The following is a 25,374-nucleotide window of genomic DNA, read 5'->3' as shown; positions in this document are numbered from 1 at the left end:
ATTCATATCATGATTGGATATTTTTCGAAGGAGTTGTATTTTTCTAATGCATATTAATCAGTTTCCAAAAGAAGTTCAGGACTTCATTCATGAGTTGTGCGCCAAAGCGATTTTAAGGGCGATCCGTGAGGGCAAGTATGTTAGTGTACAAGCAGCATCAGAGGAGCTTGAGAATGAAGAATAAACAAGATTTATTTAAAAATGTTATCAAAGATATTGAGCGTTATATTGATGAGCAAGTAGAAACACGCTATAGAGAGAGAATACTAAATGATAGTGAGTACGATTTACAAGAAGAGAAAAGAGTTATCGCTAATGAAAGAATATCTTTAAGAGCTCTACCGGATATTCTCAGTGCTACTGATATTGCGAAGTGTTTAGGTATTTCAAGATCCCGGATTTATGAATTGTTTAGAATTAAAGAGGATCACGGTGGGATCCCTAATTTTGCAATTGGAAATTCTAGAAGGGCACAGAAGACGGATTTTTTAGAGTGGATTGAGAAGCGCAAATTAGAAAATAAAAATGGCTCATAAAATAAACAGTGGCATTTCATTAGCCAAGATACTCGAATCATTTGACAAAGAATATGAAACTCAAAAAAAACTGAAGGAGCTTGGTAAGGTGTCCAAAATAGAAATAGATATACCTCAAGATTTCTTTGATGTTATTCGAATTATTGTTAAAGAAGAGTTAGAATCTCTTTTAAAAAATACCACATTCAATTCACTTAATAATCTTCAATTAAAGGACAGATACCTAAACGTAAAAGAGGCTGCAGAATTATTTCAAGTAAGTGATAAAACAATAAGAACTTATATTGGAGAAGGAATGCCACATGTGCGCATAGGACAACAGATCCGATTAAATAAACACGAAATACTTAATTGGTTTACTACTAATTCAAGAAATTAATGCTTCTTCATTTCTTTGTAATTCTCAGTGAGGAGTTTCCATGCTATCCGATGCATCTCTTTTATGATTTCATCTACCTCGTGCTTTGTTTTAACGATATGATCGTCACATATATCAATTGTTGTATCACCGGTTTTGTATGACTTTACAACATTGCCGCCACTTAGGGCATCTTTCCCATTTTTCAATTCCAAACCTCCATTTTATTTTTACCCTAAAATTTATGAGAGTGTACGCCCTTCTCAGTGAAATTGTGGGTACATGGCTGCATGCCGGAGACACTTAAGGGCACATTTGGGAGTGCTCTTTTTTAGTTTTTTTTTTAAATTGCGAAAGGGAGCGTTACGTTATTTGATAAGACTTGACAATGATTTAGATGAATTTTTGCGTCATTTTTGCGTCAGTCAACTGATCAAACGAATTGTATTCAATAGTAAAAAAGAAAAAACCCTTACTACGTAAGGGTTCCCGGCAATGATCTGTAGTGGGCTCGAACCACTGACCCCTACCCTGTCAAGATAGTGCTCTCCCAGCTGAGCTAACAGATCAGATATATAACGGTAAGTAATATAATAGCGGAGTTTATCAACGTTGTCAACTACAAATGGATCACTCAGGCAATCGCAACTGATTTGTTCACGCTGATACAGGGGTTGCATTTAATAACACAGAGAGCTCTACCACTTCAGGTGGAGCTCTTGTTTTTCTATGGTAGTAATTCTGAAAAGAGTTCATTCATGCTTGGAGTATAATCTGCTCCTCTCCTTGAGAATAGACACAGCTCGTCTAACCTGCTCAGTAGCGGAAGGTTCAGGCGTCCATAATTTTCAAGTAAGCTGATGAATTCATTCATAAGGTAAAAATATGTTGCTCCTGCAGCCAGACTTAGGCTACCACTCAGTCCAAGTAAGCTGTCCACTCGGTACAGTACTGCAATTACTGTGAACATGAGCACTTTCTTCAAAATACCAAAAAAGCCCTTACGTGAACTGAGGCCAGTATGGGCTTGTTCTGGATAATTGTAACCTTCATAGACGGCTGCAGCCAGCCCAGTAAACCAGTCCAGCACAGTCAGAATAACTAGCAGAGCTAGTGCCTCGGACCATCCACCAAAGGCATAGCTGACAATAGCTCCCACAATACCAACGGTTAGATTTAATAGTTTATCATACATGTGAATTCCTCTTCTCGTTCAAATGTCAGTGCCAAAGCCATTAGGGTACAACCAGAATGATGAGAGCTCAAATAACGAAGCACGGGGCGAAAATTCGAATTTATTCAACAGATGATGAATACATATCCTTTCCAGCGCAAGTTACATGTTCTTTGCAAAATCGCCCGGATTTCACGTTCCGTCCATGATCGAATTTTGATCAGGGGCAATGGAATTTAAACAAGCTGCCGCCTGCACGACACAGACAGCAGCTTGAAATCGACTAACCTTTTTTTAGTTGTCCTTTACAAGGGGACATTTTATTGCTTTGGCTGACCTACTCTTATGTTGAAGCAGATAACAGCAGTGGCCTCATCATTTAATGTTATTACAATATGTACCAATGTGTACCGGAGGCTCTACCTTTTATCATAAGGACACAATCCAAATTACTTACATATTTCTGCCGAATATCTGCAGTCATTTCGATCCCGCTGAATCCCATTACTCGAGGGTATAAGAAAGCTGATAGATCAGGATTGCTTACTGAGATGGTGCCCTCAATACTCGTCTTTTGTCGTACATCAATTAAAGAACTAATCTGCTTGTGATGCCTGATGTTAAATACCGACTCCATATGGCTCTGATAAGGGACATCTACGAAAGCCTCAATCCGGCTCTCATCAACGGCTCTGACAGTTAGATATGCGCTCAAATCGGGCTGGTTAACTACAAGTTCACAGATGAAATCATCATGCTCAGGAGCGATATAGGTGATTTCTGATTCGAGGGCATTGTGTTCTCTGCGGTAAGGCGACACCGTTATATATCCATTTAAGTCAGGTGTGTTTACGACTAGCGTACTGTCTATGCTAGCTTTTCCTGGACTTGTGATTCGGATGTTCCCTGTGATCTCGTTGTGTACATTTTTGTAAGATGATACCGTCATATACGCACTGAGGTCCGGATTAGACACTGTAACGGTTGCGTCCTGGTCCGCTTTGAATTTACGGGCTATGCCAATAAACGAATCAACATCATTCTCAGTATAATAGGTTACCTTCAGTTCTCCATGTAACTCGGGCTTACTTACGTTAAGTATTGCTTCCCGATCGTCTTGCATGAAGTCTTCATATTTATGGACATAGAGCGTAGATTCTAATGAGTCTAGTCCTCTATAGCTCGGTACATTTAGATATGCAGTTCTGTCAGCTCTTCCTGCTCCATATACAAATAATTCAGACTCTACGATACCACGACCAAAACTATAATTTTGGGTAGTTATGTAACGCAACTGAAGAGTAGGGGACTTATCAGACTCTCTGGACCTAAAGTAGGTTGGATAGTTGCTGCTTGATTTAATAATAAAACCATAGTTATCTCTAGTTTCAAACTGCCATGATTTTACTAAATCAAGCAGATCCAGTTCAATGCAATGCTGCTCTCGATTGACAATATACTGATCAATGATCATTTCAGTGCCACTCGGCTTGTTCAGATAGGTAATACCATACTCGCGCCAGATTGAAGCAGGCTGATACAAGGTAATGGATGTTCCTTCAACAAAAGACCCGCTATAATACAACTTAAGCGTGGCTTTCTCAAGTTGATTGAGATCTGGGACGACTGCTTGAAGTTCTCCAAAATGAACGAAGGATTCGAACTCTTCGACTGAGGAAGATCCCACCATTAGGGACTGCGTCTCTCCATAGTTCATGGCCTGTAAATCTGCTCTGCTACGAACCGTTGCGTCTGCTATAGGAAGCAAGTCCTTGGTTACTCTTGGTGCTGGTAATAGCTCAAATTTGCCTAGCATTCGATTATGCGGAAGTACTTCTACTGTCCCATCTATTGAATGTAAACTTCGCGCTTCGATTGAACACGCTATTTCGGCTGTCTTGCCATATACAACGTTCAAATACCCATTAATAAGGTGTTCGCGTTGAATTCTTGCATCTAAAATACAGAGGATATCGGAATGGTCCGCATAAGCAACTAGCAACTCTGCATTAATTAAGTCATCTTCTTGGCGGTATAAAATAAATCTCCCCTCCATGCGATTGGAAGGGGATTTTATAAATATTTCACTTATAAGATCATAATATTGATCATTCAAGGGCTCACTTCCTACCTCATTGTATTGAGATTATGTTGTTCGTTTGGCGTTAAGCTTTAACTCAAAGATCCCATCAGGGATCGTTTTTGCATTCAGATCCGTTACAATGCGAACGTAAAATTCCTGTGTCTGATCCATGTCAGTATATCCATATGTAATATAGTTCGTTGGTAGAAAAGGAGACTGTTGCCGTGACAGTTCAATTTGCACACCTTCAGGAAGTTTCGACTCATTTACTTTAAGTAACAACTCATCTACGGGATATCCAAGCTGATTTTTGATCAAGACTTTCTGATCGATCGTAGTCTGACCAGCAAAGATGACATCGAAATCAAGATATTTAAGAATACCACCGAAGGTGTCGGATAAATATTCTCCTGATTCGTCCATAAACATCAGACCAGAGTAGGCACCGGTGAAGGAAATCTCCCGGTCATCGGTATCACCCCAATAATCACGGTACTCCACTTTTAACGTATTCAATTGATTGAATTTGATATCACGTTCGGATACATTAAAATCAATGTGTAATGGGGAAGGGGCAAGAGGCGTGAATTGTCCGTCAGATGGGAAGTAAGGGACACCATTAAGCAGGATACGATATTGGATTTTGCCCATATCACTGTCTTCGAGTTTACCTGACAGCTTATTACCAGAAAGCGATAACTGAATGGTTGCCTTGGTATTGACTACGTTGAATACTAAGCCTTCTAGTCTAGCAGTGTCTGTTGCGGCATCAACTTTTAACTGCATGGCATCTAGAGATGTTCCTTGGTCTGAGTTATGTATATTGTCCTCAATATAATAAGCCAATTGAATAGAATCATATTTCGCTAATTCTGATGACTTCATTCGATTCAGGTCATAATGACTCATCCCATCTTGCTTAAAGGCAGGCAGATCATGAATATCAATAGTTCTCCATTCACCATATCGCCAACTTTTCCATTCCCGACCATTGAAAGATACCGCAAATCTTAACTTGCCATTCTCAGATGTAAGTTTGCTGACTACAGCAAGCAGATCGCCATAAACAGTATATGGTTCTGTGTGTACTACAACCTGTGGTGAGGGAATAAAAGATGATTCGATATTCGGAACTGTATCTGAGTCACTCCATGTCACTACGTCAAAATCTCCCTCAAGCTCATCGAGTGGGGAGTAGTTGGCCGTAATATTTAACTTGGGATCTGTAACTGAGGGATCGTCTGTATAGTACAACACATCTACATTATCTCCCAACTCGTCATACAAGGTGAAAGGTTCCGTCTCCAGAGTGATTGAAGATTCTGTTTGATTGGGATCGTCTGTGTACTCTATGATTTGGATTTCTTTATTGGCCCATTCATCGCCGAGCGTGAAGGGTTCAGTTGTGACATTAAAAGATACTGTGAAAACATTAGTATCATCTGTAAAATAACATATTTCCACCTCGCCCATAAATTCTTGCCAAGCCTCTTCAGGAACTATAGAAATGTCATCCATACCATAGGAAAGATAATCTTGTTCTGTAGCACTGGGTGCAAGGCTATTCCATTTGGCATCTCTATAATAAAAAAACATGCCATTTTGAAAAATAAGTGATTTATAGTCAGGCACTAAGCCAAACATTTCAATCTCACTTAGGGATATTCTATTGGCAATAGCAACAGTACCTTTGTCCAAAACTATTCTATAAGTGCCATACTCATTATTATTGTTGAAACTGTATTTTTTTTTAGGTTCATTTTGCCATGATGCTCTAGTAACTCCACTTACCGAGTGAAGATTCACCCATGCACCACTAGCCTCCAGGCCTTGAAAAATCCAGCCTGCCGGAGCTTGCCCTGATCCAGCACCATTTGACGTTATTGAGTATCCTACAATGACTGTATTATTAGTGAATTTATAGCTTACCCACTGAGTATATTGGTTAGCAGATATCCATTCAGTACCATGATTACCATCAAACAACCTCCAGGTGGTACTAATACTTGATGAAGCGTCAACCACGCCATTAGGGGTAATATTGGATGTCATAATGGGTATCAGTGTTTCCGTTGATGCCTTTATAGGGATCACCTCTTGCTATACTATTTTTATCTATTAAAAACTATCTCTTCATTACGACAGCAATATTCCAATCACTCTTCGATTCGACATATCTATGGTATGTGTGAACTTTTCTCCTAAGACATCAGGTTTGGATATAGTTTCTATATTTTTTATCATATTCAAATGATTGTTAAAGCCAAACGGGGAGACAGTGTCTATTCCGTATTTTATAAAATGTTCTTCTTTTAATGTATTTTCCGAAAATGAAATTAGAATGGGAGATATTCTTTTATATATCTGAAACTCACCTATTGATAAAGTTGAAGAGCCTGAAGCTGCTGTGATATTAAGTCTATAATAGCGATAACTTTTTACGGGAGCTATATAGTATGATTTTGTCTCTCCTAGTGACCAAGAATTTTGCCCTGTTCTGCTATCTATGATCTCCCAATTTTGATTGTCATTTGAGCCTTCAAATGTCCATGCTGAAGGAGTTTGAGTTGCAAAGCTATCGTTTCTTGAAGAAATAGTATAAGCACTAAGTAAAACAGGAACATTCACATCAACCGCCAACCACCCCTTCGTACCAGATGTTGATCCCCAACGAGTGCTATTCTTTCTGTCAAATGCTTGATATGCTTCTCCGTCATTTACTTGGTTTGCACTAATAATATAGACTCCATCGTTGTTTTGAGTTAGCACAGGTATAACAGGTGTACCAAGTCCTTCCGTTTGCTCAATTGCATAATGACGGTTATCAGATGAAAGTAAGATTTTATTAAAATGATTAAATTCGTACATCTCCAACTCTCCAACAGATAGATATTGAGCATCGCCATTGTTGGCAGTGATATTTAGCCTATAATTAATGTAGGGCTTGGGGTTCAAAATAATATACTCTTTTTTTACGCTATTTGCCCAGGTACTTACATTAATTTGCGTGTCTAATGTGTCCCAGACCACTCGATCATTTGAACCCTCAAATGTCCAATTTTTTGGTGCACGGGTTAAGGCAGTTTGTTGTGGGTATATACAATATTTACCTATTTTTATTGGGTTGGAAAACTGATATGTAATCCAGCCAGTAGTGATTCCGTTTGTTGTCCAAGCACTCGAGAGTGATTCGTAATTATAGTCAAATGCAAAATAAGATTGCGAAGTATAGTGATTGCTACTTGCATTTGCTACACCTGAAGGAGTTGTGTTAGATGTCATTTTAGGAATAGCATTTTTCTTTGAAATCATACCCATAGAACATCCTCCTTTCTCATGAAATTATTATTGTATAGATAAATTTGTGATCTCTATGTACTTTTTTAAGTCTAACGTTGAATTGAACACTTTTCCTGAACCCAGCTCACTTTTACTAGTCATACTCTTAGCAAACGTTGATGATTTCCTATCTAAGACAGTCAAATCACTCATTCCTTCATTTAAAAGAGTAACTATCGAAGGAAGTACCGTTGATATAGTAGTCCACTGTCCATCCCTATATGCTTTATGTTTTCCTTCGGTCTTTATAAGGGTTCTTGTTTTGTGTATATAAGGAATTACTAGAATTGGCCTGAACCCAGTTCCCTGGGCTGCTGCTGAATAATTCGAAGGGTTGTGTACAATTGCCGATACATCACCACTAATACCACCCCGACCTGTTCTATAAGTTGGTCCGACATTATTTGTCGTAGAAGTCCAAGAAGCTGCCCCGCTCCAATTCCAAATATGATCGTCTCCTGCTGTGATGGTATTGTTTAATGTGGAATGGACAATGTATCTATCCCATTCGTTATTAGTGTCTTCTGCCGAAGCACCACCACTCATCAATCTTACTAATGTATCGCTTAACTGTGTTACTTCTTCAAGAAAGTCAACTTCTCTGACACGGATATAAGCACCACCGCCATTGGCTGTAAAAACCATTCGATATGAGGTATAAGCTCCTGCGTTGCCTTCTGGAATAGAGTACTGTCTTCTTAGGCCAGTAGTCCAACCTGTTTGGTTTGTCTGAGTATCCAGTACTGTCCAAGTAGACCCACCATCATTTGATCCTTCGACTCTCCATGCTCTTGGAGAATCCGTTCCAGGTGTAATATCTTGAGTGTAACTATAAGCTTTAATTATTTTAGAGTTTACAAAATCAAAACGAACCCATGAACCATTCCACCGTTGATTTTGCATAAGCCATGCAATACCCGTTTTATCAAAGGCACGATAAGCATCATATGTTGTCGAATATATACTACTGGCTGAAGCCTTTCCATAGGGAGCTTCATTAGCTGTGATGGGTGGCAAAGCACTCACTAACACTTGTTGACCTTCTAGCTGAAGTCCTGATACCATTCCAGCGCTATTAATTGTATCCCAAGAAACAAAATGTTGGATATTTCTGTCTGAAACAAGCATTTTCTTTTTATCCTGTGTCTCAGTCATAATCAAATAAAAATCACCGTAGGGAAATGAAATGCCACTACTCGAAGTGGGAAGGAAATCAAAACTTTCTTGCCCTAGACCTGTAAATACACCTGTTAGTTGAGGCAGAATTCCTCTATAACTACATCGGATACGCTTGCCAACTGACAATTCAATAGGATCTGTAACTTCGTCTGGATGTAGCATGCGTCCATCCGAATCAATATCAATTGCATCAAGTGAAAAATTATTACTTGTGCTTGTAGTTGTTAACTTTACTCTGTGAAGTTTGAGAGGTAAATGGAGTTCTTCAAACACAATTACTTGATATTTATTGGCTGAGTTATTGGGGTTATAGGTTGATACCACTCCATCAATATCAACAGTTACGTTGTCAACCCTATCTGTCCAATGTAAATCTATAAGTCTTATTTTTGAGCCATAAAAATGAAATTCTATTGAGCCTGTGCTGGGGCCACTTAATACCATATAATGGGCTGTCCCAAGATGCACATCTGCATTATTAGAGACAGTGCTCCAAGGGCCATTATATTTTAGAGTAGGGTGCATATCGTCATATCTTTTCCAGCCTGACTCTGGAATGTTTAATTGATCTCCTACTGATGTCATTAAATTATCTCCTTTCATAGATAATCTTTATTTTATAGATAATGGGTAGGAATCAGTGCTTTCTAAACTTATGTTATTGATGCACTTTGGATTGGAGTTCTTGTTGTATCAATTGTTTGCTTAAACACATTACCCTTTCCTAGCTGCGAACTTGTCTGGACTATGTAATTCTTCAATTTCATTTTTCTATTGAGTTTTATGCCTGCTCCAACATCCATTCCATAATTTTCGAAATTGTTTCTAGTGTCACTAATAAGCTCCGTTAATGAGGAATTATCCTCATACAATTTTAGTTCACCGATGGAAACGTAATTGCCAGAACCCGTTCGATTGATAGCAGATACAGTGATTCTATATATCAAAAAAGAAGTAGGTGATTTAACATCATAGCTTCTTTCTTCTGCTGATCTCCAGACTGGTTCATCTATACGTTCATCTAAATTAATCCATGTTTGTCCGTCATTGCTGCCTTGAAATATCCATGTTTTTGGGTCTCCATTATTGACATCAGCTCTTGAAGTAATCGAGTACCTAATGATGGTTTTGGGAGAACTAAACCTATATTGTAACCATCCAGAGGTAACGCCATTACCAGAAATCCAAGCGTCAAGATTGTTTGACACTGAACCATTAAATGCAAGATAAGGGAAGTAATTGCTTGTGCTATATTGAGAACTAGCACTGACCTCTCCACTAGGGGCTGTATTGGATGTCATAATTGGGATAGTACTGATGTTAAGATTTGTTTGTTTAACTGAGTGGTACTTATTTTCAGATGCGAACAAAAATTTATCAAGGAAGTTATATTCGAACATCTCTAGTTCATTGATAGCATAGGCTAATGTTGATCCATTGTTGCTTGTACAATATATTCTGTAATGTTTGTAAGCGACAGTATTGACAAAAGTGAAAGTTCTTTTTTCTGCTAGTCCCCAATTAATATTTTCATTTCTCTCATCAAGTTTAACCCAATCAACACCATTATGAGAGCCTTCAAATATCCAATCTTTAGGTGTCTGTGAAATGTCGGTAGAAACTGCCGAATTTCTTGATGATAAACTATACTGAGCGATAGTAACTGGAGAAGCAAACATATAGCTCAGCCATTGAGGAGTGGAAACACCACTTGACGCCCAACCCTGATCACTTATTTGGTTGAATGCATACCAGCTATCATAAGAAATTGAGTAAATGCTACTACTAGTCGCGGCTCCCACGGGCAATGTATTTGATGTCAATTTAGGAATTGCATTTACTTCTTTTATAGATGCCAAGAGTCTTGACCTCCTTCACTTGTACTTTCGTTAATCAACTTTCTACATTCTTATATTGCTCTTGTTCTGTATAAACCAATTCATTACCTCAATGCTGTAAAGCTATTGAATTTATCTTACTTAATTTACTTCTAGCGAAAGATGTTATGGTTATGTTTCCCTCGTCAGTCCACGAATCATCATTTACACCATTCAGTGCAATTGACCTTTTTAATCTTAAGCTTCCAGACGACGAATCTACATACTCCGTGTCATATTTACCATCAACAAATTCATCCAACAGAAATGTAGTCTCGGTCGGAGCAGTTTGTAAGACGATTTTAACCTGGGCGTACAGACCCGTTGGACTTAGAATCAAACTGTTGCTCGGCTCAACTTCAACGTAATCTGTCCATGTAGAGTTGTTCTGGGATGACTTTGTAAAAATCTTATAGGTGCTACTTAATGAAGTTGCTACGTTCTTGATTATTTTTTCAAAACTAGTCACTTTATCCCCGATTGAAATTACCTCTGATTCCCATGAACCTTCTTTCATATAAACTGTGTTGCCGTTTATATCCTTAGAAACGGACTTTAACTGTAGCTTTCCATCTATGTACTCTGTATTCACAAATGTTCCCTTAGACAGATCAATGGGAAATCCAATTACCTTCGTCGACATTTTACCTCAGCTCCCAATGGATATTTCCGCTCATATTCCCCAGTAAAGGGGCATGGATCTCATCTACGATCATTCCATCTCTGCGAATTATCAATTTTCCATCCAAATCCTTGCTGCTGGAGATTTTAATTTGGAAATAAGCTGGCTGATTCAGGGGAAGGGAGCACACACACTGAAAGCTGATGTTGGCATTTACTAAATCCATCTGCTTCTTATAGCCAAAGTTGTATTGTTCAATACGGGAGGGGAGGGACCCGCTGTGATCATGGTATTTAACATTTGCGGTGGTGGACGCATCTTTATATTGAATCAGATCGTTATATAGAAAGGTTCGGCCTGTCAAAGGATACTCCGCGTCACCGGTTTTATAAGCGATCTGAAAGGAGCTACCTTTAATAGAAAACACTCCATTTGCAACATTAAAAAATAGCTGATCACCATCACCGATCAGACCAAAAGCGATGATTTTACTTTTATCGATGTCATAAAAGTTATTATTTTTCTTTTTTTTAGCGTCATATTCCAACATGTTTGTACCATCATAGTATTCTGCCACCCAGATTTTGCTTTGATGTGGAACAGGGGAGTGCGCATGTAGTTTGTTTCCGAAGATCATAGTTACCCTCCATTGTATTGTGAGTATAAAAAAACAGGGCCGAAGATAACTTCAGCCCTGCCTCAGATTGAATCAAACGTATCTGTAATAAACACTTAATTTGAACTGTTGTCGTCCACTAACTGCGTCAAACGGTACTTTGCATTTTACGGTTACTGTTGCATAGTTTCCAGCGGAATCCACGGGATTGCCATTGTTGCTTACACCAAGAATTTCTTGTACACCTGGTTTTTGAGGAGTAGGGTAGAGAGTCCCATCCCAATTCTTCGTCGTGCTTCCAGTTGTTCCGATCGGTTTAGAAGCAATCTTGCCAATCTTGCTCGTGTCCAGATCAAGATCAGTCTCATCAAGACTATCCACTTGGGCATGGAACCAACTATTTTTTACAACTTCGACTTCTTTACCCGGAATATCGCCCGTGCCATTATCCATATCTCTTGTAGTGATTACGCAGTCTTCCATTTTGGACAGATCGGTTTTAGTAGTTGGGTCGGCTGCATCATATCGGTTATTCCAAATGTTAAATGTATGATGAGCCGAATCCGTATCCGCATCGATGGTTTGAAAGTTATATGGTTGAACGATTGTTGCCTGGTGGGTGCTATTCCACCAGCTAACGATTGGATTTCCTGACATAGAGTAATTCCTCCTATAATTTAAGTTCTAATTATGATATGTATGGTTAGGTCTTGAAAATCGAAGCCAGCTTTTGTAATGCTCATTCTAAATGCATCGCCTGCTTGCACTTGTCTGGTGGCTATTGTTTTGGACTGATCGTCCATATGTTGCTTCGGCTTAAAGTGAATCTTATTCTTGAGGATGCTAGTCCAATTCTGTAAATCTCTTGATTTCTCGATATCAATCTCGCTATCCGTCTCTCCAGCAACACCACAAAAGGCCTTCACATCTATAATCTCTCCATTGAAAGGGAAAGGATGTGGTATTTTAATGATCTCTTCAAAGACATGGGATTCCTTAGTGAACACGATTACTCGATCTTGGACTTCCAGCGGAATGTCCTTCAATTTTAGATGTTCAGCAACCGACATCAACCCATCCTTGAGCGCATTGACAGGTTGAAGATTAGAGCCAAATATATCAATTTCGATCCAGCGATTTCCGTCGTAGCGATATCTTTTACCGTCCCCATAAGTCTGAACGGTCCAACCCACCTCTGGGAATGGATAGGAGTCAACCAACTTTAGCAGGTCCTCGACGGGCTCCTTGAATACAAGTCGAGTGCTCTTATAGGCATCTTTCGCCCGATTTGCGGCCAAATTGGCCTCATCCGCAGCGATATTAGCATTGTCGGCAGCCTGCTTGGCCGTGTCAGTAGCTTCCTCGGACTCGCGAATGACCTGCTCCAGATGTTCGATTGCTAGCTGTGTCTCATTCAGGCGCTTATGCATCTCATCTACAATATCCTGTAAAGTATGCACGATATCGGGATTGCGCTGAACCATAGCGTAGATCCGAGATGCAGGGTACATAATAAGTCCCCGGCCCATATATCTACACAGCTTCAGAGTACCCTCGTGGGAAGGATGAACCTGTACGGCTCCTGTCTGATATTGCACCAGAAATTCATGCTCCTGCAGGAATGGACGCTGTTCATACACATCTTGCTTGATTTCTGTTAAGCCCGCAATTGTCACGCCATGAGCGGGGGAGGGCAACTCCAGCAACGTAATCATCCCGTTCATAACGAGCAAGGAATCGGCACGTGTTTTGAGGGGGTCCTCAGGCGTACCTTTACGAGTGACGAAGGTAATTGGGTCATTGATTTCCAATAAATGATGAAGCTCAGGCATTCATTCACCTCCTTTTCGATTCGTGGATGGGTCTAATCATATAATCCGATATTGATATCTCCATTGAATATCTGCATCTCCACTAATTCGGAATATGTTTTTTCCCGGGGGTAGAGATAGGTAGTTGTCATTAAAATTCTGATAACGATAGGTTACCGGTAGACTGCTTTCAATGTGCTGTTGTTCATTATTGACGTATACAGTTTCTCCGTTAATAAGGCTATCGAATTGAAAAACTTCACCGTTGTTGGAGATGTTCGTCATGCTGAAGTCTCCATTACCAACCTTCGTAATCCAGAGTTCAGGCTGACTGGCGAGATTACCTTTATTGTGGAAAACCATGACGGGCTCAATCGACAAGGTGATAGTTGGCTGAAAGGTAGGCTGCACTGCATAGTCGCTCGTCTGTAGGATGACACGGAACGATAACCTGGTGTTGTAGAGCGGTGTATCCTCATGAATATAAGGAATTTGGGCTCCGTTTGTACAAGTTGCCCACTCTGTCCAGTTGAAGCCATCATCGGATCTCCGGCATTGTACCGTAATGGAAGAGCCTTCCGGGGAGAACTGTGTCCAATCCATTCTGCTGATCGCTCCATCGGTGATCACAGGGAGGATTACGGGTGGATAGGTGTACATGCCACTACGGTTCGTTAGTGATTTTAATGTGGGCATAGTTAATCAATCTTTCCGAAGGGTCTGAAGTGAGAGGCAGCGCCAGACTCCTGCCACTTGGTCATTCGATAGCTGGCCCAGGAGGCATTCTTGTCATAGGTCGTTTGCCCGGTTACTAAAGACCAGGTGGGTTCTACATCTCCAGATTCTCCGGCCTGTAGACAGACATAGAATCTTCCATTATCAATGGTAGGCAACACAATATCATCCACCTTATATTGTGTTGTGGCCTGCCAGGTTACTGCTCCACGTGTATCTCCAAATTGAATCCCGGTCGAGACAGGGAAGATTGGCTCTGTCACTCCCGAATAACCTGCCTGAATACATGTATAGATATGGCCATTGAACACGGCAGGCACAACCTTGTCCCCATTGGAGTAAGCCTTGAGCTTGCCCCATGTTGGTGCACTTGTTCCGGCATGTGTGTTCACCCAGCCGATATGTTGGCCAGATACCGGATTTGTACGATAGAAGCGCTTAGACACTGGATAGGTGCCTTGAGTAGGTAAAGTATCTACATAGTCATCTGACACATCGTCCAATTTTTGGAAGTTGGCTGAGATGTCATTGACCATGCCCTCGAAGTCGTCCGTTTCGAACATGGTTCGCTTCAGCTTGAGCTTATGGGTCGTTGTTGGCATGTATCGTTTCTCCTTTCTTGTATAGCTTGGCTACTAAATTTCATAGAGCTTCTTGCTTCTGAACTCTGTCAGCATCGTCTTGCTTGGATTCAAGCGGATTCCGCCAGCATCCACAAGTATCTTGTTCTTCTCCCCAGTAGCGGTATCCTGAACCTGTACTGTGAACGGTTGGTATCTCCATGGATGTACTGGAGACGTGTAGAGAGGAGAGTAGGCGTATGGAGCATCACAGCGAAATGTTAGATTCAGGTAACCTTCATTCAATCCATTATGGATGATCGTAGGGTCATTCACGCATAAGGCATAATAGATTTTCTCTGGATCATCTGAAAAGAAGAGAGGCTGATAGTACGCCTGCTCTGTTAACCATCTGGCGACCTCTCGAATCCTTTGTTCATTCCACTTGTCCTCAAAGGCAAAGGCTACGCTTATGCTAAGAGGCTCCTTCTCCGTATGCTGAAAATAGGGCCGATCTCGGCCCTTCACAGTAACCTCACGGATCGATCTTGTTGCCGCAAAGATGTCCTCCTGCATGCCAGAGGCCAGGTTGACATTTATAATGTTATAGAAATCTGACCTTATGCCGGCATAGGAGAAATAGAGCGAATTTTTTATCAAACTTTTCTCACCACCGTTCTAAAATACTGTGAAACACTTTGTGCTGCCTGTAACCAGCGGAATTTCTTCGCTGTCGGCGAAAGATGTCACCATGCTTCCAATAAATGCTATAGGCTGCCCTTCGACATACACTTTAGTAGAGACGTTCTCCGTAATAATGCCATTGCCATATGTAGGGTTCTTAATGCTCCATCTGGAGCCTTCAGGCCGGTTTAACGCCCTTGCATTTTCAGAAGTATGATCTCCTAAACGGGCAGCGGCTCTTCCCTCAATAAATAGTTTGGATGAACCGTTTGTAACTTCCCCAGTGATTTCAGCATTTGCTGTATCATCATCAATTTCATCACCGTCTCTATTTTTTTGAACCCATTGGATGAAGTCATAGGCAGTGAATTTACGAATCTCTGATCCCACAGTTGCTATAGAAGGCATGCTAATCACCCCCTTCCTTAATTAGAAATGAGGTCTGAGGAATTTGAAAATAATGCAAACCACTAAAACTATGTAAGCTCCCTATTTGCTTATGTAAAATCATATCTAGTACCTGTGAATTCTATCGAGCCGTCAGGGTTCAGCGTAATGGATGCGTTATGATTCATAAGCTTCACATATCCTTGTTGAGCAGAGAGGGTGATGTTTCGTGCAGTCTGCGATATATCGTTCCCATCCACAAATAGGCGCAGACCCAGATCGTCTAATCTTACGCTTCGTTCCCGTCCGCTATTTCGGGCTTTGTACACAAAGTTGAAGGAGTCCGCAGGCTTCTCCAGAGTCCCAACACCATTTCCGGCAAGATCGCCTTCCCCCATGAAAATAACGGGGTAAGCCTGATCGCCAACACCCGTGAACGTGAATTTGGCTTTAATCTTCTCCTGCATGGAGTATTCCATTACGGGCCAATTGGTCACCTCGGCGGTCATCTCGCCGAATTGGGAGGCGTCCTTCCAATACAGCTTTCGGCCATCCTCCAGCACTCGCTGTGTACCTTGGCCTAGCACTTGACCGGTAATCCACTTGGCCTCATTCGCTTGGATACGGATATAGTTGCTCCAGTCTGTGGCCGCAGCATTGGTGAGGGTGGAGAGTGAACCGGCGCGAATCGTAGAAATGATTCCATCCTGCGCAGTGATCATATTCGCGGAGATGAGGGAGGCATCAATGGCACCTACACCAACGAGATCCCACCCCAGCAGGTCAAATCTGCGGTTAGCGGTGTCGGCGAGAAATTTACCGTCTGGTGTAGTCAATTCCAGATTCCGGAATCTTGCTTTGCCATTGATATAGATGGCTGCTGGTGCGGTATCAATGTCCTCTCCGCCTACAGATATCCCTTTGCTATCAATGAGCACCACACGGCTTCCACTACCGACGATGAGCTGTCCATCTTGGAATTTACCGCCTTTTGCATACATGACGCCGTCAGGTGTTACACGGAATGGAGCGCTGGACATGGACTCATTTCCTAACCGAAGGCCGTTAGCATCTACCTTGAAGACAGAGGAGCCAGTGCCGATGGTCATGGAGCCGTCCGCGATAATGCTGTCCTTGACACGAATATTCTGCGCGTGAAGCGTTCCCTGAACATCAGTCCAGAGCCTTTTCTCGAAGCTGCTACCATTCCTCTGATCAATGTAAAAGCCAGTAGCGCTGTCCATCCCGACATGGTTGACAATGCTCTTGTCGTCGCAATCCGTGGACGCATAATTGTTGAAAATAACGCCAAAACGATCAGGCTGGGTGGACGTCAGTCCCAACTTGACCACCTCACGTCCACAGCGATCCGTAATGGTGGTTGTAGGACCCTCTGTCATCCATAATCCATCAGGATCACCAATGACGACACGCTGACCAAGGATGATTTTGCCCAGTACCTGTTCGGCGATGACTCCATCTGCGGAAATGGCGGTCTCGTAACGTAGTCCACCGGAGCGAGTAAGCGCCAGCACGCCATGGGTAGCACGAAGGAAACGTTGCGGATCGTTCGGATCGGTAATCGTTATCCCTTTTTGGGAAATATCCACAAACTCGTTGGACGCCATGTTGACCTCATTCGTGACCTTATTCCAGAAATTCTCGAATAGCTGGCTCATCTCCGAAGTGTCATAGACTGCCTTTCCCCATTTGAACTTGTTGGAGTCTACGGTAACGCTGGTGTTCTTGACCTCGCTCAGGAATTTCTCCAGCCGCTTCGTCTCGTCATTGACATCCTTGGCATTGGAGACGACGATGCTGATGCTGGAGCCTTCATAGTCGTAGTTAATCTCTGTAATACGGGCTGTAACCTGGATGCCCAGCGGCTCGTACTTAATATTCACAAAATCGCCCAGCACCAGCTTATCCCAGTTGTACTGCTCCTCCACGATCTCGAGGAAGTTCACGACATCCAGCTCAATGGAGAGCTGCGGTGTATGCAGCTCTTTGAACTTGGCCTCGGCCTCCTTCAGCAGGTCCTCTGCATCGATAATACTGGAGTTGACGTATTCGCGCTCAATGATATACTCGCCCAGCTCGATGAGCTGAGCCTCCGTGAAATTGACTTCTTTGGAGGTCTGGCTTTGCAGCTGGGTAATTCGGCCACTCACCTCTGTAATCTTTTGTTCCTCGGCTCCCATTTCCAGCTTCTTCTGGGTAATCTGCATTTCCTTATTATCCAGACTATAGCGTTCAATGATCGCAGTCTTGTTGTTCTCTTCATACTCGGTGACACTAATGGTGCATACCTGCATATAGACGCTGGAGCTGCCGCCGCTTACTGTGATTTGCAGAGTATCCTGGTTGCGTACCTTGCCGAGCAGCACCCATTTTCCAGCCTGGATGCCCTGGTTGGCTCCATTCAGGGATACGGTCATTCCCGTGACATCCTCGACCTTGATCATGGCGGCATAAGGGAAGCCGTTATTCAGGTTGAAGCTGCGACTTGAGCTGCCACTATGCTGGTATTTCTCGAAGAACATTTTGCCATCGAATTGCTGTGACAGCATCGTATCCGTAATTACAGACTCGTTCTTCAGGAGTGCATCCAACTGCACGGATAGCTCGTTAAGCTTATGCTCATAGCCTTGACGTTCCTTGAGATAGGCTTGGAAGAGCGCCTTCTTGGATTCCAGTAGGGCAGCATAGTCGAGCAGGGCGTGGCAAAGGGAATCGCTCATATAATGGCTGGATTGCAGCACCCGCCGGTGTGTGTCTCGTTCGAACGGGTAGATCCAATAGCCAAAGTTCTCGATATAGTTCTGGCCCGTCGGGTTCACATCCTGAATGCCGAGATCGTCCTGGCCGAAGGCCTTCAGCCGGGTTACCATTTCGTCCGTCTGGATGCTGCGGTTCATTGACTTCAGGTACTTGCTCCAGGAGAAGGTCAGCCCCTTGTTGATGCCCGTCAGCTCCGGCTTGCGCAGGGAGACGGTTCGCCGCTCCGAATTGAATTCCAGAATGGCATTGTAGGTCTCGGCAACTTCACCCAGGCACTCTAGGACAGTGGAGTTGGGGAAATCAAAGGCCCGGTAGGTCAGCTTGAAATCCGCATCGATATAATCCACAGACCATAGCGTATCCGTGAGCAAAAATTGCAGAATTTCCTCCGCTTGCTTGGATTCCTCTGAGTACTCCTTGATCATCTTATCAGCCAACTGCTGGTTGATAGAGTAGCAGCTTACCGCCTTCGTATCCGCGTCCTCCTGCACCTCGTCAGCTAGAGTATGAATGAAGAACCACTCGGTCTGTGAGCCTTCTACGACCTTGATAAGATATCGCTCCCGTACAATATCAATATGCCGATTCGGCAGTAGTCGATGATGCTGGTCGATGAAGTAGGGGAGGGAGAAGGTTAATTCGTACACTCCCGCGAGCTTGGTTGCTTTGGAAATTTGGTACGCCTCGCTTAGCTTGCTGATGATCGTCCGATCCGGCTTGCAGAGGAAGAGCTGCGGTGTGACTGGCTTTTTGTAATAATCTATATCTCCTAACAATGTGGTCTCCTTTCTAAAAAACAGCTGAAGAGAGGAGGTGAAACCTCCTCAGACCAGCCTGCTTTTCATTTTCGTATTCAGTGCTGCCTCGAAGCTACGCCATAGCTTGGACCCACTATCCTTGTCATTGGCCTGGATGATAACCTGATCAATGGCGATAGATTGGTCGGTGCTGGTGGAGGAGCTCTGCTGATTCATCGTCTTGAAGATGGAGGCAGGGGTGAGTGCCTGGAGCTTGTCCATAATAGAGCGGGCTACCCCAACTGCATTTAAAATGTTTCCTGTATCCGCCTTGTTCAGCACCATTTCCTTCTCGTGCAGGAGTGCGAATTTGCCTTGCTGCCAAGATGAACCCGAGCCTGTCACCCCGCCTTGTTCAGCGGAGAACAGATTAAGCTTCTTGAGCTCGTCATAGGATTTATCTGGGAATCCGTGTTTCTGCCGGTAAGCTTCATTGGCGTTATACAAGGCCTGGAATTGTTTATCCAACTGCTTGTACTTGTCGCTATTCTTGTCCAGCTTGGCCATTTTCTCACGAAGTGTTTCAGCCTTGAGCTTGTTCTCCAGATAATCCTGCCAAGCTGCGGCCTTGGCCGCTTCATCTGTCTTGGACGAGCCAGCATTGTTGCCTGCGCCGCTGCCACTTCCATTGCCGGAGCCTGTGCCAATCTGGCTATCAAGGTTCTGGAAATTATCCAGCTGGGTTTTGTCCAACTGGAAGCTATTCATCATATTCTGGAATTGTTGGCTTGTCTCAAATGCGCGCTCCTTTAAGAAAGAGAAGAAGGTAGCGTATCCCCCCTTGAGCGCTTCAAGCTGCGTCTTGACTACATTGCTGTCCTCACTCATCAGGTTCTGCTTGATTTGGTAGAAGCGTTGCTCGTCCTCAAGCATGTCCTTATATTTGCGCTCGGTCTGTGTCTTTTCACTATCAATGTTATCCAGGATGGATTTGTTCAGATCATTTTCGGTGTCCTTGATCTGGTCCACAATGTCCTGTCGATCCTGAAGTTGATCGTTCAGTCCTTGCTTACGCAGTTCACGCTCACGATCCTCCTTGAACTTGGCGATTTCCTCGTCCTTAGTGTCCATTTGAGCTTGAAGATCCTGACGCTTCATTTTGGCTTCGTATGAGGTGTCAAGCAGGAGCTTGTTAAAGCGATCTTGCAGCTTCTGACGTTCGTCAATCTTACTCTTCAGCTCACTCTCGTAATCCTCACTTTGGGCGTTACGGTCAAGCTGTTCTAGCTCGTTACGTATGTAGTTCTCGAAAGCTTTATGTTCTTCGTCAATATTCTTCAGACGCTGCTCGTGGCGCTTGTTCTCGGCCTTGGTCTGATCCTCGATGGCTTGTAGGGCAAAATCTCTCTGCTGCTCGATAAGCTTCTTATAATTGCTAATAATCTTGTCAGCTGCGCTCTCCTTGATGGCGTAGATCGCGTTGCTGTAGTCCAGCGTTTGCTTAGTCAAGTCGTTCAGTCGCTGGGAGAGCTCTTCCTTCTGGGCGATGCTCAATTTCTCATTGGCAAGCTGAAGATTGACAGCATCAATTTGCTTAAATGTAGCTTCTCGTTGCTGATCCAGGAGTCCGATTTGCTTCTGTAACTCTTGTTGATATTCCGGTGAATTTTCATCCAGCATCGACATTTTGGAACGGGACAGTTCCAGCTCATAACCGGCTTCGTCGATCTTCTTCTGGTACTCATCCAGATTGCTGACAATGACCGCATAATATTTATCTTGCTTCTGTTTTTCCAACTCCCACCACTGCGTGGAATTCTCGGCAAGCTGTCTATCAAATTCACCATTAGTGATCTGCTTCTCCTGCACAAGTCGACGGAGTTCTTTATTCATTTGTTCTACTTGTTGCTGCTTCTCTTCTAGTAGCTTGATTTGAGAGGATTCTTCTTTTCGCCATTCCTCAGAGACTTGGCTGTATCTTGATTGTCTTCCCTGAGATTTGGCAGCCTCGTCGTCTTTTGTCTGGAGCTTGTCTTGGTATTCACGCACGAGATCCTGAATGATTCCGGCTCGGTTGTTCTCAAGTTCCTGTATCAATGAACTGATTTGTACATCTTTATCGGTAAAAACTTTTTCCTTGGTGTCAGGCTGTTTGGAGTCTTTGGTGGAATCATTGCTGGATGTGTCGGTCGCTTTGCTCGAACTACTGGCAGTGCTGGTTGTTGTATTTGCTCCGTAATATTTAAGTACATTATTTGCGTATTTTTTAGTCTCAGAATAAGGAATATTGCCGAGCCTTCCGTCGCGATCCCATTGTTTTACACGGTTTGGGCCTGCATTGTAGGCGTATAAAGCAGTTCTGACATTTCCATTAAAAATTTTGAGCATGTCAGCAAAGTATTTAGTGCCTGCTTTGATGTTTTGCTCGGGATCGTAGGCATTCCTTACACCAAGTTGTTTTGCTGTGTCTGGCATGAGCTGCATCAAGCCTTGAGCTCCAGCCGATGAGGTGGCATTCGGATTGAAGCTGCTCTCTGCCTGAATAATGGCTTGAATCAGCTTCGGATCAATTCCGTTTGCGGCAGCATGCTTGTTAATGAGATTAGCGTATTTTCCTGTTACCTGTGAAGAAGATGTAGTTCCCTGGCTTGAGGCAGCACTTGGCGTTGGAGTGGTATCATTTGTTGCAGTAGTATCCTTGCTCTTCTTCAGAAGATCGATTTGTTTCGTAATCAGATTGTTTTCCTGTTCCAGCGATTTACGATATTCACTTGATCCAGGCTTTAAACGATTTCTTTCATTTTGCAGGATGGCAAGCTCGTTTTTGATGTTTTGTAGCAAATCTCTTTGTTTCTCTAAAGCTGCATTAGCTTTTTCAGTTGCTTTTCTTTGGTTATCTTGCTGTTTGGTAGCTTTGTCGGAGGTTGAGAATAGACTGTTGACTATGGTTTCACTAAGGTTAGCTTTGGCAAGTAAGGTATCTAAATTCTCCTTCTCTTCCTGAAGTGCCTTTTTGAGTTCGCTTTCCGTTTCCCCTATATAATCATAATTGGATCTGTTAATTGTCTCAGAGCTACTTGCGTTTTTGTAATATCTGGCAGCTAGTTTATCTGCGGTCTCCTCAGATAAATTTCCCTGCTCTAGTTGCGCAGACAGTTCGCGAATGCGTGCAGGTATTTTTTCTCTCGCCCTTATCTCTGCTTCGAGCGCTTCAAGACGCAACTTAGCCTGCTCAATAGTAACTCTTGTATCGCTTAATTCTTCCTCATATATGGATTTTTTGCTATTTTTATAAACTCTAATATATTCGAGGATACCATCTTTAGTAAGCTTAGTCGTTTTAATGAAATCAGGAAAAACGTTATTAAGCTTTTGGATAGTCTCGGCTGACAAATGATTGCTGTCCTGTAACTCTTTTTGAGCTTGATTTAACAAATCTGTTTCTGTCTTGAGTTCTGTGTACTTCTTAAATGAATCATTTATTTCGGAGTCAAACAAGTTTGTTGTGTTGTCAGCACTTTTTACAGAAGTAATAAATGAATCCATAACTTTGCTAGCCATATTGGCGCTGACACCAGAAGCTTGTAGAGCTTGCTCTAACTTATCAAAGTTCCCCGTTTCGATAATCTGATTGAGGTCTATCTTGTTCTTATTTATATAATCAGCTATAGAACGTGTTAAGCCCTGGTAGTTGCGAACAACTTCTTGAACGTTACTCTCGCTAATATCAATGGAACTAATATATTCTTCACTGAGAGAACCCAAAATTAGGTTTGCATTTTGATTGCCAATTTTATCAGTAATCGTCTCATTAATAATTGAAAATTTATCTGCAAAAACTTTCTGGCCTTCTATTATTTTTGTGTTTAGACCCTCGAAAGTGTTAGATACTTCTGCATATTCATTTCGTACCCTTGCGGCTTCGGTATAAAAGTTATCACTATTCAAGTGAAGTGAGATCTGACCAGTAAGCTCAAGACCATTATTTTTAGAAAGCTCTCGTATATGCTCTTCTACTTCTTTATTGCGTATCATGCCACGATCATCAATGATCTGCTCTAGAGATACTTGATTGCTATTTTTATAGTCTTCAAGATAATTGATGATATCTACTGCATTTTTCTTAGTACTCAAATCTGGCTTGCGTTGGTTTAATTCCTGGTTTGCTTCAGAAATGTTCTCTGCAGCGCTTTTAAGCTCAGGACTCTCGGTAACCGAATTTGCAAGAATTTCTTTTTGAACAGCGAGTCTTTCTTTCTCTTTATCTAATATTTTTTGAACTTCTTCTTTTGTTTTGTAAACGGCCGCGCCTTCTTCATCAAAATATGCAATGATCTCAGGCATTAACTCGGCCATTCGCTGTCTAATTTGTAACTTTTCCTCTTCTGATTTATTGCCACTGTTGTATTCAATATCTAAATTAACAAGCTCATTTAAGTTTAATACTCGTTGATTTGTATTCTGCTCAAGATTATCAAAGAATTGCTTTTGTTGCTCATTGGCCTTAGCAAACGCATGAATGAGTCCTTCTGCAATCATGCCGATTCCAACAAGAAGAAGGCCTATGCCAGTTGAGGCTAGCATGCCCTTTATAGACACACCAAGTGCAGCGATACCGCCTCGCAGTCCTGCTAACACTCCGTTCATTGCAGTAGCCTGTATTATTGCATTGCGCATAGTACCGTTGAAGCTGACAAAAGCAAAGCCACCAGCCCCAAGCAGCAATGGCAGTAGACCAATCGTATCTACAACCTTGGTTAGTGCGGTCAAGAGGCTGGTGATGCTGCTGGTCAATACAATAACGGAATCAGACAACACAGCATTCCCGGCAGCGGAAGCAAGTCCATCCCACGAAGCCTTCAGGCGATCAATGCGACCTTGCAGGGAGCCCATATATTTATCATTTTCAAGAGCGGCAGCGCCTTGTGAATTCATTGCAGTCTCGGTCGCTCTGAGGGAGGTCCCGTATTCTTGCATTAATGCAATGAATTGATCACCTTTCCCATAACCAGCGAATTGTTCTGCTGTGAACTGCTGCTGTTCCTTGGTGAGTGTATTCCACTTACCAGCTAGATCGTCTAGAATAGCTGTCACGCTGCGGGCCTCGCCTTGCGCGTTATTCATGGATACTCCTACACTGCGCAGTATTTCTTCGGAAGTACTAAGAGAGGTTATACGTGTATAAATTGTACTCAGTGCGTCCACGCTGTTACTTTCAGGCCATCATGCCTTACTGACTATACGGTGAGAGTATAGCGGAGACGGTGCTTCTCAAAAGTGTCTTGACACTTGACCGTCTCTCTACGCCTTCATGTCATTCGGTTATAGCGTAGTTCAGACTATATCTTCATCTGTCGGATGAGCTGTACCTGTAGTTCTGGAGTTCTCCCATCTGGCAGATGCCTTGCGTGTAGTCGTTACGGGGATAGCAATAACTGCTATCTTCCCTCGGTATTACGTTCCTCAACGCTTCCACCGATATAGCAAGGTGTTCACTGGCCAATCGCTTGGCTAGGCGGCAACAAGCTTACCGACCACTGAGCCGCTTTCCTGTGTAGCTGTTGCCAGTGCTGTAGTATGGCCCAATAGCTGTTCCATGGATACCGTTGTTGTTACTCCTTGAATACGTTCAAGGGGGTAAGTCATTTCTGCTTACCTCTGCATTTTCGTAGCTTGCCAGGTAAGGGCAAGGGGATTATAGATGCAGACCAGACTCTATCTTTATCTTCGTACAGACGCTCATAGAGCGAGTACCAAGATAGTCAGCGTAGGATGCATCTGTCACCAGATCCACCGCGTAGTCGTTACGGATTGCTGAAAAGGTGAGAGAGTAGAGGCCGCACATCTGATGCGCAGTTCAACCCTCTGTATGCCGATGATTATTATGTATGTAGG

At 42.6% G+C, this 25,374-nt stretch carries 21 protein-coding genes and 1 tRNA gene; 3 read left to right on the top strand and 19 right to left on the bottom strand.

The genetic code is table 11. The features are described 5' to 3' along the window. Positions 1-46: 46 nt before the first annotated feature. Genes MKX74_RS17275 through MKX74_RS17265 form a run of 3 tightly spaced genes read left to right on the top strand, consistent with a single transcriptional unit; the run spans position 47 to position 915 of the window. A complete protein-coding gene (locus tag MKX74_RS17275) occupies positions 47-184 on the top strand; it encodes a hypothetical protein (RefSeq protein WP_341179238.1) in 138 nt (45 codons plus the stop codon). Then, complete coding sequence (locus MKX74_RS17270) at positions 174-536, top strand: helix-turn-helix domain-containing protein (RefSeq protein WP_341179237.1); 363 nt, start codon at positions 174-176, stop codon at positions 534-536. The genes MKX74_RS17275 and MKX74_RS17270 overlap by 11 nt, the downstream gene beginning before the upstream one ends. Then, complete coding sequence (locus MKX74_RS17265) at positions 526-915, top strand: helix-turn-helix domain-containing protein (protein WP_341179236.1); 390 nt, start codon at positions 526-528, stop codon at positions 913-915. Before MKX74_RS17270 ends, MKX74_RS17265 begins: the two co-directional genes overlap by 11 nt. Here MKX74_RS17265 and MKX74_RS17260 read toward each other — a convergent pair. The 19 genes from MKX74_RS17260 to MKX74_RS17170 all read right to left on the bottom strand — a co-directional run bounded on the left by MKX74_RS17260 (position 912) and on the right by MKX74_RS17170 (position 25,125). Then, positions 912-1,103, bottom strand: a complete 192-nt coding sequence (locus tag MKX74_RS17260; protein ID WP_341179235.1) for a hypothetical protein — start codon at positions 1,101-1,103, stop codon at positions 912-914. The two genes, MKX74_RS17265 and MKX74_RS17260, sit on opposite strands and share 4 nt — an antisense overlap. 287 nt (positions 1,104-1,390) lie before the next feature. Then, positions 1,391-1,463: transfer RNA gene (locus tag MKX74_RS17255), tRNA-Val, on the bottom strand. Between the two features lie 158 nt (positions 1,464-1,621). Further along, entirely contained in the window at positions 1,622-2,089 is a 468-nt protein-coding gene (locus MKX74_RS17250) for a phage holin family protein (RefSeq protein ID WP_341179234.1), read from the bottom strand. A gap of 367 nt (positions 2,090-2,456) precedes the next feature. Continuing rightward, the gene (locus tag MKX74_RS17245; protein ID WP_341179233.1) at positions 2,457-4,184 is read right to left on the bottom strand and encodes a DNRLRE domain-containing protein; all 1,728 of its coding nucleotides are present in this window, start codon (positions 4,182-4,184) and stop codon (positions 2,457-2,459) included. 30 nt (positions 4,185-4,214) lie between these two features. Continuing rightward, positions 4,215-6,203, bottom strand: coding sequence for a hypothetical protein (locus MKX74_RS17240; protein ID WP_341179232.1), 1,989 nt, complete (start codon positions 6,201-6,203; stop codon positions 4,215-4,217). An 84-nt stretch (positions 6,204-6,287) separates the two neighbouring features. Beyond that, positions 6,288-7,469, bottom strand: coding sequence for a discoidin domain-containing protein (locus MKX74_RS17235; RefSeq protein WP_341179231.1), 1,182 nt, complete (start codon positions 7,467-7,469; stop codon positions 6,288-6,290). A 27-nt stretch (positions 7,470-7,496) separates the two neighbouring features. Continuing rightward, positions 7,497-9,254, bottom strand: coding sequence for a discoidin domain-containing protein (locus MKX74_RS17230; protein ID WP_341179230.1), 1,758 nt, complete (start codon positions 9,252-9,254; stop codon positions 7,497-7,499). A 68-nt stretch (positions 9,255-9,322) separates the two neighbouring features. Then, a complete protein-coding gene (locus MKX74_RS17225; protein ID WP_341179229.1) occupies positions 9,323-10,528 on the bottom strand; it encodes a discoidin domain-containing protein in 1,206 nt (401 codons plus the stop codon). Between the two features lie 88 nt (positions 10,529-10,616). Beyond that, positions 10,617-11,189 (bottom strand): hypothetical protein, encoded by a 573-nt coding sequence (locus MKX74_RS17220; protein ID WP_341179228.1) that lies wholly within the window; start codon positions 11,187-11,189, stop codon positions 10,617-10,619. A 1-nt stretch (position 11,190) separates the two neighbouring features. Next, positions 11,191-11,805, bottom strand: a complete 615-nt coding sequence (locus MKX74_RS17215) for a hypothetical protein (protein WP_341179227.1) — start codon at positions 11,803-11,805, stop codon at positions 11,191-11,193. Positions 11,806-11,877: 72 nt separating this feature from the next. Further along, positions 11,878-12,441, bottom strand: coding sequence for a hypothetical protein (locus MKX74_RS17210; protein WP_133567268.1), 564 nt, complete (start codon positions 12,439-12,441; stop codon positions 11,878-11,880). A 20-nt stretch (positions 12,442-12,461) separates the two neighbouring features. Next, on the bottom strand, positions 12,462-13,616 hold the full coding sequence (locus tag MKX74_RS17205; protein WP_133567267.1) for a hypothetical protein: 1,155 nt from the start codon (positions 13,614-13,616) through the stop codon (positions 12,462-12,464). Between the two features lie 36 nt (positions 13,617-13,652). After that, positions 13,653-14,291, bottom strand: coding sequence for a hypothetical protein (locus tag MKX74_RS17200; protein ID WP_341179226.1), 639 nt, complete (start codon positions 14,289-14,291; stop codon positions 13,653-13,655). A gap of 2 nt (positions 14,292-14,293) precedes the next feature. Next, entirely contained in the window at positions 14,294-14,932 is a 639-nt protein-coding gene (locus MKX74_RS17195) for a hypothetical protein (RefSeq protein ID WP_341179225.1), read from the bottom strand. Between the two features lie 33 nt (positions 14,933-14,965). Continuing rightward, positions 14,966-15,550, bottom strand: a complete 585-nt coding sequence (locus tag MKX74_RS17190) for a distal tail protein Dit (RefSeq protein ID WP_341179224.1) — start codon at positions 15,548-15,550, stop codon at positions 14,966-14,968. Between the two features lie 18 nt (positions 15,551-15,568). Beyond that, positions 15,569-15,982 carry a PAAR domain-containing protein gene (locus tag MKX74_RS17185; protein WP_341179223.1) on the bottom strand — a complete coding sequence of 138 codons (414 nt, stop codon included), beginning with the start codon at positions 15,980-15,982 and terminating at the stop codon, positions 15,569-15,571. An 89-nt stretch (positions 15,983-16,071) separates the two neighbouring features. Continuing rightward, positions 16,072-19,518 (bottom strand): phage tail spike protein, encoded by a 3,447-nt coding sequence (locus tag MKX74_RS17180; RefSeq protein ID WP_341179222.1) that lies wholly within the window; start codon positions 19,516-19,518, stop codon positions 16,072-16,074. A 48-nt stretch (positions 19,519-19,566) separates the two neighbouring features. Continuing rightward, complete coding sequence (locus MKX74_RS17175) at positions 19,567-24,603, bottom strand: transglycosylase SLT domain-containing protein (protein ID WP_341179221.1); 5,037 nt, start codon at positions 24,601-24,603, stop codon at positions 19,567-19,569. A 387-nt stretch (positions 24,604-24,990) separates the two neighbouring features. Next, positions 24,991-25,125: a hypothetical protein gene (locus MKX74_RS17170; RefSeq protein ID WP_264177733.1), complete on the bottom strand. Its 135-nt coding sequence runs from the start codon at positions 25,123-25,125 to the stop codon at positions 24,991-24,993. Positions 25,126-25,374: the final 249 nt, after the last annotated feature.

The sequence above is a fragment of the Paenibacillus sp. FSL K6-1230 genome (assembly GCF_038002385.1).
GTDB classification, from domain to species: Bacteria; Bacillota; Bacilli; order Paenibacillales; family Paenibacillaceae; genus Paenibacillus; species Paenibacillus massiliensis.
This window is presented reverse-complemented; position numbering and strand designations above follow the sequence as displayed.

Coding starts and splice junctions, on each gene's coding strand:
- MKX74_RS17275 (WP_341179238.1), top strand. CDS start 47: ATGCATATTAATCAGTTTCCAAAAGAAGTTCAGGACTTCATTCATGAG.
- MKX74_RS17270 (WP_341179237.1), top strand. CDS start 174: ATGAAGAATAAACAAGATTTATTTAAAAATGTTATCAAAGATATTGAG.
- MKX74_RS17265 (WP_341179236.1), top strand. CDS start 526: ATGGCTCATAAAATAAACAGTGGCATTTCATTAGCCAAGATACTCGAA.
- MKX74_RS17250 (WP_341179234.1), bottom strand. CDS start 2,089: ATGTATGATAAACTATTAAATCTAACCGTTGGTATTGTGGGAGCTATT.
- MKX74_RS17240 (WP_341179232.1), bottom strand. CDS start 6,203: ATGACATCCAATATTACCCCTAATGGCGTGGTTGACGCTTCATCAAGT.
- MKX74_RS17235 (WP_341179231.1), bottom strand. CDS start 7,469: ATGGGTATGATTTCAAAGAAAAATGCTATTCCTAAAATGACATCTAAC.
- MKX74_RS17230 (WP_341179230.1), bottom strand. CDS start 9,254: ATGACATCAGTAGGAGATCAATTAAACATTCCAGAGTCAGGCTGGAAA.
- MKX74_RS17220 (WP_341179228.1), bottom strand. CDS start 11,189: ATGTCGACGAAGGTAATTGGATTTCCCATTGATCTGTCTAAGGGAACA.
- MKX74_RS17215 (WP_341179227.1), bottom strand. CDS start 11,805: ATGATCTTCGGAAACAAACTACATGCGCACTCCCCTGTTCCACATCAA.
- MKX74_RS17210 (WP_133567268.1), bottom strand. CDS start 12,441: ATGTCAGGAAATCCAATCGTTAGCTGGTGGAATAGCACCCACCAGGCA.
- MKX74_RS17205 (WP_133567267.1), bottom strand. CDS start 13,616: ATGCCTGAGCTTCATCATTTATTGGAAATCAATGACCCAATTACCTTC.
- MKX74_RS17200 (WP_341179226.1), bottom strand. CDS start 14,291: ATGCCCACATTAAAATCACTAACGAACCGTAGTGGCATGTACACCTAT.
- MKX74_RS17195 (WP_341179225.1), bottom strand. CDS start 14,932: ATGCCAACAACGACCCATAAGCTCAAGCTGAAGCGAACCATGTTCGAA.
- MKX74_RS17185 (WP_341179223.1), bottom strand. CDS start 15,982: ATGCCTTCTATAGCAACTGTGGGATCAGAGATTCGTAAATTCACTGCC.
- MKX74_RS17175 (WP_341179221.1), bottom strand. CDS start 24,603: ATGAATAACGCGCAAGGCGAGGCCCGCAGCGTGACAGCTATTCTAGAC.
- MKX74_RS17170 (WP_264177733.1), bottom strand. CDS start 25,125: ATGACTTACCCCCTTGAACGTATTCAAGGAGTAACAACAACGGTATCC.